This is a genomic window from Bartonella bacilliformis KC583 (assembly GCF_000015445.1).
Classification (GTDB): domain Bacteria; phylum Pseudomonadota; class Alphaproteobacteria; order Rhizobiales; family Rhizobiaceae; genus Bartonella; species Bartonella bacilliformis.
In genome coordinates, this window is sequence record NC_008783.1 from 1,289,025 (window position 1) to 1,301,604 (window position 12,580).

Annotated in this window: 11 protein-coding genes; all 11 read left to right on the forward strand. The window is 38.8% G+C overall.

The annotated features are described in order from the left end of the window. Positions 1–91: 91 nt before the first annotated feature. The 11 genes from BARBAKC583_RS06065 to truB all read left to right on the forward strand — a co-directional run bounded on the left by BARBAKC583_RS06065 (position 92) and on the right by truB (position 12,467). The gene (locus tag BARBAKC583_RS06065) at positions 92–1,114 is read left to right on the forward strand and encodes a hemolysin family protein (RefSeq protein ID WP_005767965.1); all 1,023 of its coding nucleotides are present in this window, start codon (positions 92–94) and stop codon (positions 1,112–1,114) included. Next, entirely contained in the window at positions 1,077–2,702 is a 1,626-nt protein-coding gene (lnt, locus tag BARBAKC583_RS06070) for an apolipoprotein N-acyltransferase (protein WP_005767968.1), read from the forward strand. Before BARBAKC583_RS06065 ends, lnt begins: the two co-directional genes overlap by 38 nt. Before the next feature lie 150 nt (positions 2,703–2,852). Next, complete coding sequence (locus BARBAKC583_RS06075) at positions 2,853–3,266, forward strand: helix-turn-helix domain-containing protein (protein ID WP_005767971.1); 414 nt, start codon at positions 2,853–2,855, stop codon at positions 3,264–3,266. Between the two features lie 123 nt (positions 3,267–3,389). Next, on the forward strand, positions 3,390–4,670 hold the full coding sequence (gene metK, locus BARBAKC583_RS06080) for a methionine adenosyltransferase (RefSeq protein WP_011807433.1): 1,281 nt from the start codon (positions 3,390–3,392) through the stop codon (positions 4,668–4,670). Further along, positions 4,657–5,358 (forward strand): tRNA (guanine(46)-N(7))-methyltransferase TrmB, encoded by a 702-nt coding sequence (gene trmB / locus BARBAKC583_RS06085; RefSeq protein WP_005767976.1) that lies wholly within the window; start codon positions 4,657–4,659, stop codon positions 5,356–5,358. Before metK ends, trmB begins: the two co-directional genes overlap by 14 nt. A gap of 143 nt (positions 5,359–5,501) precedes the next feature. Then, positions 5,502–6,131 (forward strand): ribosome maturation factor RimP, encoded by a 630-nt coding sequence (gene rimP / locus BARBAKC583_RS06090; RefSeq protein ID WP_011807434.1) that lies wholly within the window; start codon positions 5,502–5,504, stop codon positions 6,129–6,131. A 48-nt stretch (positions 6,132–6,179) separates the two neighbouring features. Continuing rightward, on the forward strand, positions 6,180–7,793 hold the full coding sequence (nusA, locus tag BARBAKC583_RS06095) for a transcription termination factor NusA (protein WP_005767980.1): 1,614 nt from the start codon (positions 6,180–6,182) through the stop codon (positions 7,791–7,793). A 1-nt stretch (position 7,794) separates the two neighbouring features. Then, complete coding sequence (locus tag BARBAKC583_RS06100; protein WP_005767982.1) at positions 7,795–8,430, forward strand: RNA-binding protein; 636 nt, start codon at positions 7,795–7,797, stop codon at positions 8,428–8,430. Beyond that, positions 8,427–10,973 carry a translation initiation factor IF-2 gene (infB, locus tag BARBAKC583_RS06105; RefSeq protein ID WP_005767983.1) on the forward strand — a complete coding sequence of 849 codons (2,547 nt, stop codon included), beginning with the start codon at positions 8,427–8,429 and terminating at the stop codon, positions 10,971–10,973. Before BARBAKC583_RS06100 ends, infB begins: the two co-directional genes overlap by 4 nt. 123 nt (positions 10,974–11,096) lie before the next feature. Further along, entirely contained in the window at positions 11,097–11,501 is a 405-nt protein-coding gene (gene rbfA, locus BARBAKC583_RS06110) for a 30S ribosome-binding factor RbfA (protein WP_005767985.1), read from the forward strand. Positions 11,502–11,504: 3 nt separating this feature from the next. Beyond that, complete coding sequence (gene truB, locus BARBAKC583_RS06115; protein ID WP_005767988.1) at positions 11,505–12,467, forward strand: tRNA pseudouridine(55) synthase TruB; 963 nt, start codon at positions 11,505–11,507, stop codon at positions 12,465–12,467. The last annotated feature ends 113 nt before the right edge of the window (positions 12,468–12,580 follow it).

The following is a 12,580-nucleotide window of genomic DNA, read 5'->3' on the forward strand; positions in this document are numbered from 1 at the left end:
AGTGACTTTTAAGGATCAATATTACAACTTTAAAGTTTAGAGAATTTCGTACATCTATTACAATAAAGAAAGTTTAGAAGATTTTAAGATTATGGCGGAGAAAGTGAATACACAAAATAGCAGTCAAACATCTTCTAGTATTGAAAGGTCTCATCCTCAACAAACAAGCCATACAGAAAAAAATTCCTTACTAACCTACTTATTTTCATTTTTGCATGGACGCAACCATACGTCTCTGCATAATAACCTCATCGATGCACTCGCTGCTGATAATGAAAATGGCACAGCACTCTTCTCATCTGAAGAAAGCATCATGCTGCACAATATTTTACGCCTGCGTGAAACACGTGTTGATGATATTATGATTCCGCGTTCTGAAATTGAAGCATTGGACATAAATACCCCTCTTGGAGAAGCTTTTGAGTGTTTTGAAAGAATTGGTCATTCTCGTATGCCTGTTTACGTTGAAACTTTAGATGATCCTCGAGGCATGATTCATATTCGCGATATTTTGAACTATATGACCCGCTTTATTACCAGAGAAGTTCACAATGGGCAAAAATCCAGTAGTGCACTTCAGTTAAACCACACACATTTAAGCCGTCCAATTGGTGAGTTAGACCTGGTTCGAACTGTTTTATTTGTTCCTAGTTCTATGCTTGCAAAACAATTATTAACGCGTATGCAAATGACACGAACGCAAATGGCTTTAGTCATTGATGAACACGGTGGCACGGATGGTTTAGTTTCTATGGAAGATATTGTCGAGCTCGTCGTTGGTGATATTGAAGATGAGCATGACAGTGTTGATAATGCTATTGTGCGTGAACCTGATAATAAATGGCTTGTTGATGCAAGAACTAAACTGGAAGATGTAGAAAAAGCTCTTGGTCCTGATTTCATCGTAGGGGAATACGGTGATGAAGTCGATACCATTGGTGGTTTAATTGTTTCTGTTCTTGATCGTATTCCTTCAAAAGGTGAAATCATCGAAGCTGTCCCTGGTTACCGATGCCGTATTCTAGAAGCCGATAAACGCCGAATTAAACGATTACGTATCGTTCGCATTTCAGAAAATGACAACTTTAAAGAAAATTCTACGCCAAAAGAATAGCGATGTACTTTTTAAAAAGTTTACATCTTTCCTGCTTTCTGTCACCGGTTGGAAACGGCAAATATGTGCCTTTTTATGCGGTGGTCTTACGGCTTTTGCGCTCCCACCCTTTTTTCTGACCCCTATCAGCTTTTTAACCTTCCCTGTTTTTGTTGTTTTACTTGATGCAATAAACACCATTCAAAACAAAAAAACACGTCTTTTAACAAGTGCACTTACCTGTGGGAATTTTGGCTTCGGTTATTTTGTTTTTAGCCTTTGGTGGCTAAGCAATGCCTTGCTGGTAGATCCGATTGCTTTTGCTTGGGTCATCCCATTCGCTATTTTTGGTCTTCCTGCTTGCCTTGCTCTTTATTGGTTTCTTGCTGGATTACTTGTTAGCTTATTATGGACAAAAGGAATAGCACGTTTCTTTGTATTGGCTTTTGCGGTAGGATTAGCAGAATGGTTGCGCGCTACCCTATTTACAGGATTCCCCTGGAATTCCATCGCTTACACAGCCATGCCAACCCCAATGCTTATGCAATCAAATGCTATCATAGGGCTTTATGGAATGAATATTCTTGCCGTTCTAGATTACAGTTTACCTACTGTTTTATTAACAAATGAAAAAAAACGCGGAGCGCTTTTTTTTTGTTTCTTTCTTATGTTAATCCATAGTAGCTTTGGATTTTACCGTTTAGATACAGCACCCAATATAGCGGATTATCAAAACAGTAGCTACTGGGTACGCATCGTCCAACCCTCTATTCAACAAAGCAAAAAATTAAACAGTGCTACACAAGAAAATATATTTGAAACTCATCTGAATTTAAGCAGAACACAGACAAATAACAAAACCCCAGAACCTGACTTTATCGTGTGGCCAGAAACATCTGTTCCTTATATTCTAAATGATATTTCTGCTATTACAAAGCAAATCGCCTCTCTTCTCAAATCACAACAAGCAGCTATTGTCGGTGCCGTACGCACTAGCTCCTCTAACGCCTCAATAAACTATTTTAATACAATTCAAGTTATCGATTCAGAAGGCAATATTTTTAATACTTCCGATAAACTTCATCTGGTTCCTTTTGGCGAATATATCCCTTATCAAAGTTTATTGAATAAAATTGGATTGCATGCCATTGCTAACACTATGAGTGGATATAGTGCATCTACTGTAAGAAAAACTGTTACTATGCCTAATGGATTTTCTTATCTTCCACTCATTTGCTATGAAGTTATATTTCCTAATGAAATGACTTTCAAAGGCTCTCCCCCTCAAGCTATTATTAATGTTACAAATGATGCATGGTTTGGTGTAACACCCGGCCCCTATCAACATTTGCAACAAGCACAATTACGTGCTGTTGAACTAGGCATCCCTCTCATACGAGCAGCCAATAATGGAATATCTGCTGTAATTGATCCTTATGGACGAATCATTTCCTCTCTTAAACTAAATGTTATTGGCTCTCTTGATTCGCCAATTCCATCACCAATCATCCCAATATGGGACAATGAGTGCAGAATATTCTCTACTTTCATCTTATTCATTCTTATGTTATTGTGCCGCATTAGTTTTGGTTCTGCAAAACAACTTTAATGATTGAGTTCTTATGTACAAATGTCATGTTATGCGTACCAGTAACGCCAGGGAAGAGTATTACATGCTATCTTAATTTATGATAAACTGACCTCACGTGCACCTAATATTGGTTTGGAAACAAAGCGCTGAAAATAAAAGAGTTGCATTATGACCGAAACTAGAAAAAAACCTGATCCAATAGATATTTATGTTGGAACCCGTATTCGTTTGCGTCGTAACATGTTGGGTCTCACCCAAGAAAAATTAGGTGAACAATTAGGGATTACTTTTCAGCAAATCCAAAAATACGAAAAAGGCACAAATCGTGTTGGCGCGAGTCGTCTTCAGGCAATTGCAGAAATTATGGATGTCCCTGTTTCTTATTTTTTTGATAAAGGCATTAATAATCAACCTGAAGAGAGTTTTGCTGAGAGCGATAGCAATTTTATGGACTTTTGCTCCAGTAATGAAGGGATCCAATTAATGCGTGCTTTCACCAATATACTAGATGCTAAAGTGCGTCGCAAAATTATTGATTTGGCCAAGGCTCTTTCTGAAGAAGATCAGACAAACAAATTATAAAAGTAAAAATTTATTTTTTCTTTCATATCACCTTATTGATCAGCATTGACGATTTGCCATAAGATTGGCAAATAGGGGAAAATGTTATCTGTAGAGTATCAGTTTTCTTTTAAGGGAGCTCTTATGCCGCGTCAAAGTTATCTTTTTACAAGTGAATCGGTATCAGAAGGACACCCTGACAAAATTTGCGATCGTATTTCTGATGAAATCGTTGATATGATCTATAAAGAAGCTGAGAAAACAGGCACTGATCCATGGTTTGTTCGCGTTGCTTGTGAAACTTTAGTAAGTGTAAACCGCGTTGTCATTGCTGGTGAGATACGTGTTCCTGATACGCTTTTAAAAAAAGATAAAAATGGGGAGTTTATACTTGATAAAACCGGTACCCCTGTTATTAATCCTACCCGTTTTCGAACAGTTGCACGCCGCGCCATTCGTGCAATTGGCTATGAACAAATAGGCTTCCATTGGAAAACTGTTAAAATTGATGTTCTTTTGCGTCCGCAATCAGCTGATATCGCACGAGGAGTCGATAACGCTACTGACGATTATCAGAGTGGAGAAGGAGCAGGAGATCAAGGCATTATGTTTGGATACGCTTGCCGTGAAACCCCAGATCTCATGCCTGCACCAATTTATTATGCACATAAAATTTTAGAGTATCTCGCTGTGGCTCGTCATAAGAAAGAGGGAGAAACTGGAAAACTGGGACCAGATGCCAAAAGCCAAATAACAATACGCTATATAAATGGAAAACCTGCAGAAGTAACATCGATTGTTCTTTCGACACAACACTTGGATGAACGTTGGGATTCAAATAAAGTCCGCACAGTGGTTGAACCCTATATTCGTAAGGCCTTACAAGATATTCCTATTTCTGATCACTGTAGTTGGTACATTAATCCAACAGGAAAATTTGTTATTGGCGGTCCTCAAAGCGACGCAGGACTGACCGGACGCAAAATTATTGTTGATACCTATGGTGGTGCAGCACCTCACGGCGGCGGGGCTTTTTCAGGTAAAGACACAACAAAAGTTGACCGTTCTGCAGCTTATGCTGCAAGATATCTAGCTAAAAATATTGTAGCAGCAGACTTAGCAGAACGATGCACTATTCAACTTTCTTATGCTATTGGCGTTGCGCAACCTTTATCCGTTTATCTTAATCTTCATGGCACAGGAAAAGTAGATGAAAAAATTGTCGAGGCTGCAATCAGCAAAATAATGGACCTTTCGCCAACAGGTATTCGAAAACATCTTGGACTCAATAAGCCCATTTACACAAAAACAGCGGCTTATGGTCATTTTGGGCGTAAACCAGAACAGGATGGTTCATTCTCATGGGAAAAAACCGATTTGATTGAAGCTCTCAAAGCAACGATAGAAAATCATGATTGCTCATAAACCATGTATAGATAAAGCCTTTTTTGGTCGCCGACAAGGGAAACAGCTTCGTAGTAACCAACTTACATCCATAAAGACACTTCTTCCCATTCTTAATATCGATCTAAATAAGCCTGCACCCTCAGATCTAACATCCTTATTTACCGATCTAGTTAAGGAAATCCGACTTGAAATCGGCTTTGGAGGAGGTGAACATTTATGCCATGAAATGGCACGTTTCCCACAAACTGGTTTTATCGGTGTAGAGCCCTTTATCAATGGCATGGCAAAAATGTTGATGTATCTTGAAAAATATACGCAACATCAAAATCATCTTCGGCTTTATGATGATGATGCTACATACCTTCTTGATTGGCTACCAGAAGAATCTCTGAATGGAATAGACCTTTTCTATCCAGATCCATGGCCTAAAAAAAAGCATTGGAAAAGACGTTTTATCAATGTAAAAAATCTTGATCGTTTTGCACGAGTTCTTAAAAAGGGTGGAAAATTCCGCTTTGCTAGCGATATAGATACTTATGTAAATTGGACACTATACTATTTTACAAATCACATTAGCTTTGAATGGCAATCGGACACTCCTAAAGATTGGAAAATTCCTTATCCGCTGTGGCCAAGTACCCGCTATGAAGCAAAAGCTTTGCGTGAAAATAGAGTACCTACTTATCTCACTTTTATCAAAAAATAAATGATGAAATGCTTTGGTTACAGATGACTTGAAAAATTTTGAATTTAAGAGTACAGTTGGGAAAATTCTTGATCTTATGATAAAGAGTGGGCCGTTTGGATCCGCTCTTTTTTAATGTTATAAAGCCAACAAAAGAAGTTTTGATGCAGTACATAAATGCAACTGAAATAATGGACGATATTGACGAGCCGCGCCTGTTTGAAGAAGATGGAGTTGAAGCACTTGTCGTCGCTCTCGTAGCACCATTACTTAAGCCTTTGGGCTATCGTTTAGTTCGTGTAAAACTTCTCGGTTTAAATGGTTTAACACTTCAAATTATGGCTGAACGTGCTGATGGCACTATGACAATAGAAGATTGCGAAATTATTAGTAAAACAATCTCTCCACTTCTTGATGTGCAAAATGTTATTGAACGTAAATACCACTTAGAAATATCATCCCCTGGTATTGATCGCCCGCTAGTCAGAAAATCGGATTTTTTTCATTGGCAGGGATATACTGCAAAAATCGAAACGAGGACAATAGTTAACGGACGTCGGAAATTTCGTGGGGCGCTTGAAAATGTTACTCAAGATGGCTTTATTTTAAATATTGATGCAGCCCCTGAAGAAGAAACAGTGTATGTCTCTTTTTCTAATATTACCAATGCGCATTTAGTGCTTACTGATAAACTTATTCGCGATGCATTAAAAAAAGATAAAAATTTACGCCAGCAACTAATTCCTGAAGATGATTTCAACATTTCAGAATCCGAGATAAATTTTAGCAATTAATATCAATAGAACAATGCCCATTATGTGGCACAAAAAAGGAGAAAATCGATGGCTATAAGCGCTAACAGGCTTGAAATTCTGCAAATTGCAGATGCTGTTGCACGCGAAAAGTCAATTGACCGTGAAATTGTCATTTCTGCAATGGCCGATGCTATTCAGAAAGCAGCACGTTCGCGTTATGGTCAGGAAACCAATATCCGTGCTGAAATTAATTCGAAAACAGGTGAAATCAAATTACAACGTTTACTTCAAATAGTTGACATTGTTGAGGATTATACAACGGAAATCTCTTTATCTGACGCGCTAAAACACCAAGCAGATGCAAAAATTGGTGATTTTATTTTTGACCTTCTGCCTTCTATGGACTTTGGGCGTATTGCAGCACAATCGGCCAAACAAGTTATTGTGCAAAAAGTGCGTGATGCAGAACGCAATCATCAATTTGAAGAATTCAAAAACAAAGTTGGTGAAATTATCTCTGGTACAGTCAAACGCGTAGAATATGGAAATGTCATTGTTGACCTAGGACGCGGAGAAGCTGTTGTACGTCGTGATGAGTTGATCCCTTGTGAATCCTTTCACTATGGAGATCGTATCCGTGCCTTTGTTAATGATGTGCATCGTGAACCGCGGGGGCCACAAATTTTCCTTTCACGTACACATCCTCAATTTATGGCAAAGCTCTTTACCATGGAAGTGCCAGAAATTTATGATGGTATTATAGAAATTAAATCCGTTGCTCGTGATCCAGGTTCCCGTGCCAAAATTGCTGTTGTCTCACGCGATGGTTCAATTGATCCTGTTGGAGCATGTGTTGGAATGCGAGGAAGTCGAGTTCAAGCTGTTGTTGCGGAATTACAAGGTGAAAAAATCGATATTATTCCTTGGTCACCGGATGCTGCAACATTCGTTGTGAATGCATTACAACCTGCTGAAGTTTCGAAAGTCATTCTTGATGAGGATGCGGAGCGTATTGAAGTTGTTGTTCCTGATGACCAGCTTAGCCTTGCTATTGGTCGGCGTGGACAAAATGTTCGTTTGGCTTCACAATTAACAGGATGGAACATTGATATCTTAACAGAACAAGAAGAATCTGAAAATCGTCAAAAAGAATTCACCGAACGTAGCAAATTATTTATGGAATCCTTAGATGTTGATAAAATAGTTGGACAAGTGATGGCCTCGGAAGGATTCTCTTCCATTGAAGAAATTGCTTATGTTGGCCTTGATGAAATCGCTTCCATCGATGGTTTTGATAGTGAAATTGCTACAGAAATTCAAAAACGTGCACGCGAATATCTAGAAAATAAAGAAAAAGAACTGGATGAAAAACGCAAAAGTCTCTGCGTTGCTGATGAATTGCAAACACTTCCTGGTATAACAAATGCTATGTTAATTGCCATTGGCGAAGATGGCGTCAAAACAATGGATGATTTTGCAGGCTATGCAGTTGACGACCTAGTTGGTTGGCGAGAACGCAAAAAAGGTCAAACACAAAATTTTCCTGGTATCTTGACCCCGTTTGATATCACACGTGCTGATGCAGAAGCTATGATTTTATATGCACGTGTGCAAGCAGGCTGGATAACTCAAACTGATCTTACCACAGAAGATCCTGAGGAAAATCAAGAAATCAGTAATTCGGACGTGGATACACTTTAAAATGAATGAACGGACCTGCATTGTAACAAGAAAAAGCGCTTCAGCAACAACGCTGATCCGCTTTGTTATTGGTCCAAACAATCAAATTGTCCCCGACCTTAAAGCTAATTTACCTGGGCGTGGTGTTTGGGTTTCTAGCCACTACGCTACCATTGAAGAAGCGGTCAAACGCAAAAGTTTTAGCAAAAGTTTTAAAACAGATGTTGAGGTTGCTGTAAACCTTCCTAGTATTGTGGATAAACTCTTGTTAAAATCAGCTCTTAGTGCACTTTCTATGGCACGAAAAGCAGGAACTATAGTTACAGGTGCAACTAAAGTTGATGCGGCTATTCGTTCTGGTCAAGCCGCTCTTGTACTTCATGCAAAAGAAGCAACAGATAACGGAATACAAAAAATTTCACAAGCTATTCATGCGTTACAAAGACAAACAAATCATACTGTAAAAGCCGTATCTTTATTTACAAATGATGAAATGAGTATGGCTTTTGGGACTAATCATGTGATACATGCAGCCTTATTAAATACAAAGGCTGCAGACGGATTTATCAAAATAATATACAAACTGATCACCTATCGTGAGGACAAGCGCAACAAGCTTGATGAGATGACGGCAAAAGCCGTGAAGGAAATGCAATGAGTGAAAATAATAATGACAAAATAACAGCTAAAAAGACGCTAACTCTAAAACGGTCGGGATCAGAAACAAATACGGTCAAACAAAATTTTAATCATAGTCGTACAAAAGCTGTGGTTGTCGAAACCAAACGGCGTAAGATTGCGCGTCCTGATGAAAAAACTGAAATGCCACAACCAATTACTAAACCGCATGTAGCACCCCCGCGTTCCAAGCCACGAATCGAAAAACCAGTGCTTGTTACCCCTACGGCTCAAAGCAATCTTTCATCAACTGAAATGGATGCAAGACTTCGTGCATTAGAAGAAGCGCATATCCAAGACGAGATAATCCGTAAACAAGCTGCAGAAAAACAAATTGCAGAAAGGCAGGCTGCAGAAAAACAAGCCAAAGAGAGTGAAGAAGGTTTGCATTTGCAAAAAACTCATAAGGAAAAAATACAAAAAAGTAGTTCAAATACTACAAAACCAACGCCTCTTTTTTCCTCTACAGTCTCTCCAATAGAATCGATAGAAGCTGCTCTCACGCTTAAAAACACAGCTGCCAGCAAACGTAAGGCAGATGAAAATGACGACGATGAGAAATATAATCGACGTGCTAATCTTTCAAAATCAGAAATACGTGCACCTAAAATTATAAAAGGTACCGATGAACGCCGCCGTGGAAAACTCACCCTTAATAGCGCGCTGGATGAAGAAGGCAACTCGCGTGGCCGCTCAATGGCTGCAATGCGTCGTCGACAGGAAAAATTTAAACGCGCACAAAACCAAGAACCACGAGAAAAAATTTCTCGGGAAGTTATTCTTCCTGAAACCATCACTATACAAGAACTCGCACAGCGTATGGCTGAACGCTCTGTTGATGTTATTAAATTTCTCATGAAACAAGAACAAATGATGAAGCCTGGTGATGTTATTGATGCAGACATTGCTGAGCTTATTGCTATCGAATTTGGTCATACAGTTAAGCGTGTTTCAGAATCGGATATAGAAGAAGGTATCTTTAATGTGGATGATGATCCTCAAAAGATGAAAACACGTCCACCAATTGTAACAATAATGGGCCATGTCGATCATGGAAAAACCTCTCTTCTTGACGCTATTCGTAAAGCCAATGTTGTCTCTAGTGAAGCAGGTGGTATTACACAGCATATTGGTGCTTATCAAGTTGAACAAAATGGACAAAAGATTACCTTTATTGACACACCTGGACACGCTGCTTTCACAGCTATGCGTGCTCGTGGTGCTCAAATTACCGATATTGCCGTTTTGGTCGTCGCTGCTGATGACAGTGTCATGCCGCAAACAATTGAATCAATTAATCATGCAAAAGCTGCTAATGTGCCTATTATTGTCGCTATCAATAAAATTGATAAACCAACTGCTGATGCACAAAAAGTGCGTACAGAACTTTTGCAACACGAAGTCTTTGTCGAAACCATGGGTGGGGAAACTTTAGAAGTTGAAGTTTCTGCAAAAACTGGTCAAAACCTTGATAAACTTCTTGAAGCTATTCTCCTGCAAGCTGAAATTCTTGATCTGAAAGCGGATTCAGAACGAACCGCAGATGGTATAGTTATCGAGGCAAAACTCGATCAAGGACGTGGATCGGTTGCAACTGTTCTTGTTCAAAAAGGTACATTGCATCTTTCTGACATTATCGTTGCTGGCAATGAATGGGGACGTATTCGTGCTTTGATTGATGATCATGGCAACCACATCAAAACAGCAAGTCCTTCTACACCAGTTGAAATTTTGGGTATGCAAGGTACACCACAAGCGGGTGACCGCTTTGCTGTTGTAGCTCACGAAGCAAAAGCACGTGAAATTGCTGAATATCGCCAAAGATTAGCACGTGATAAAGCTGCAGCCCGCAAAACTGGCTCTCGTAGTTCTCTTGAACAGATGATGACCAAACTACAAACTGTTGGCGTTAAAGAGTTTTCACTCATCATTAAAGGAGATGTTCAAGGATCTATAGAAGCGATTACTGCAGCATTAGAAAAATTAGGAAATGAGGAAGTGCAGACACGCATCGTTCATTCTGGTGCTGGAGGTATTACTGAAAGTGATATTTCTCTCGCTGAAACCTCTAATTCTGTTGTTATTGGCTTTAATGTTCGAGCCAATAAACAAGTACGTGATTTAGCTGAAACACAAGGAATTGAGATTCGTTATTATAATATCATTTATGACCTTGTTGATGATATCAAAGCAGCTATGTCAGGGTTGCTTTCACCAGAGAAACGCGAAACTTTCCTTGGTAATGCTGAAATTCTAGAAATCTTTAACATTACAAAAATTGGAAAAGTTGCAGGCTGTCAAGTCACAGAAGGTAAAATAGAACGAGGAGCTGGTGTTCGTCTTATCCGGGATAATATTGTTATTCATGAAGGAAAACTTAAAACACTCAAGCGTTTCAAAGATGAAGTCAATGAAGTGCAAATTGGTCAAGAGTGTGGAATAGCATTTGAAAAATATGAAGATATGCGTGCAGGCGATACCATTGAAATCTTTCGAGTTGAGCATGTTAATCGAACATTATAAAATTACCCAATAGCTTTCTTTTCTGTAAAATAAGGAAAGCTATTGGATCTAATTTAATGTCTTTATGCTTCTTCTTTTACAATGAAAAAGGGAACAGAAATTGCAGCAAAGGTAATAATTTCAATGAAACATGCAGATTTATCTCAACGGCAACTAAGAGTAGGAGAACAAGTTCGCCATGCGTTGGCTCATATGCTACAGCGAGGTATTTTGCTTGATGATGCTTTGAAAGATGTTGTTTTTTCTGTCTCTGAAGTACGCATGTCACCAGACTTAAAAATTGCTACTTGCTTTGTTTCATTTCTGAATACTGTTGATGACATTTCTCGTGCTACTCTCATTAAAGTTTTGAATAAACACAGTCGCTTTATCCGTGGAGAAATCAGTTCTTCATTGCGGCAAATGAAATATATGCCTGAATTACGTTTTCGGCTTGATAATAGTTTCGATAATTTTTCAAAAATTGATGCTTTACTTCGCTTACCTGAAGTAGCACGCGATCTTCATCATCATAAGCCTGAAGATTAAAATATGTCACGGCAATCTAAAAAAAAAGGTCGTTCTATTTCTGGCTGGGTTATTCTTGATAAACCAAAAGCAATGAAATCAACAGAAGCCGTCTCAAAAATCAAACGGCTCTTTAATGCACAAAAAGCAGGACATGCAGGAACACTTGATCCGCTTGCTTCTGGTTTACTCCCTATTGCATTGGGAGAAGCAACCAAAACTGTTCCTTATGTTATGGAAGGAACAAAAACCTACCATTTTCATGTAGCTTGGGGAGAAGAACGCTCTACAGATGATCTAGAAGGAGTGGTGACTAAAACATCCTCTAAACGACCAACACAGGAGGAAATCTTTGCTCTTTTACCTAAATATACGGGTGTTATTTTGCAAACCCCACCACAATTCTCTGCGATCAAAATTGCCGGCAACCGTGCCTATGATCTAGCACGTGAAGGTGAAATTTTCGAAATTCCACCCCGCCAAGTAAAAATTGATTCCCTTGAACTCATTGGAACAACAGATCAAGGATATTCCATCTTTGAAATGACATGCGGAAAAGGAACCTACGTGCGCTCCTTAGCACGCGATATGGGACATGATCTTGGTTGTTATGGGTATATTGCTGATTTACGCCGTACTGCAGTCGCGCCTTTTTGTGAAAATGATCTCATTACATGGGATGCATTAAAAGCTGCAATACCACACGAAAACACAACAGATGAAAATTGTATACCTCTCAAGCAAAATTTCTCTACACTTGATGGATTATTAATTGAAACAGATGTTGCATTAAAGTGTCTTGCTCATTATACCCTTAACCAAATTCAAGCACAGCGTGTTAGAATGGGAAATTCAATCCTCTTATGTGATCAAAACATGCCAACGAGTAATATTGATATCTGTGTAACCTATAAAGCCCAACTGCTTGCTATAGGCACTATTGATCAAAATCAATTCAAGCCAAAACGAATTTTTACTACTTTATAAATTTCTATCCTAAGATAGCTTCAAAAAATAGTTTTTATAACCAACACATAAGATAAATCCATCCTCATTACTTCGCATTCAAATGTACACTTTAAAGATTATTGGTCTGTAAA

Excerpts from the sequence above, each read along its gene's own strand:
- BARBAKC583_RS06065 (WP_005767965.1), top strand. The coding sequence starts at position 92 with ATGGCGGAGAAAGTGAATACACAAAATAGCAGTCAAACATCTTCTAGT.
- BARBAKC583_RS06100 (WP_005767982.1), top strand. The coding sequence starts at position 7,795 with ATGAATGAACGGACCTGCATTGTAACAAGAAAAAGCGCTTCAGCAACA.
- lnt (WP_005767968.1), top strand. The coding sequence starts at position 1,077 with ATGACAACTTTAAAGAAAATTCTACGCCAAAAGAATAGCGATGTACTT.
- rbfA (WP_005767985.1), top strand. The coding sequence starts at position 11,097 with ATGAAACATGCAGATTTATCTCAACGGCAACTAAGAGTAGGAGAACAA.
- trmB (WP_005767976.1), top strand. The coding sequence starts at position 4,657 with ATGATTGCTCATAAACCATGTATAGATAAAGCCTTTTTTGGTCGCCGA.
- nusA (WP_005767980.1), top strand. The coding sequence starts at position 6,180 with ATGGCTATAAGCGCTAACAGGCTTGAAATTCTGCAAATTGCAGATGCT.
- rimP (WP_011807434.1), top strand. The coding sequence starts at position 5,502 with ATGCAGTACATAAATGCAACTGAAATAATGGACGATATTGACGAGCCG.
- truB (WP_005767988.1), top strand. The coding sequence starts at position 11,505 with ATGTCACGGCAATCTAAAAAAAAAGGTCGTTCTATTTCTGGCTGGGTT.
- infB (WP_005767983.1), top strand. The coding sequence starts at position 8,427 with ATGAGTGAAAATAATAATGACAAAATAACAGCTAAAAAGACGCTAACT.
- BARBAKC583_RS06075 (WP_005767971.1), top strand. The coding sequence starts at position 2,853 with ATGACCGAAACTAGAAAAAAACCTGATCCAATAGATATTTATGTTGGA.
- metK (WP_011807433.1), top strand. The coding sequence starts at position 3,390 with ATGCCGCGTCAAAGTTATCTTTTTACAAGTGAATCGGTATCAGAAGGA.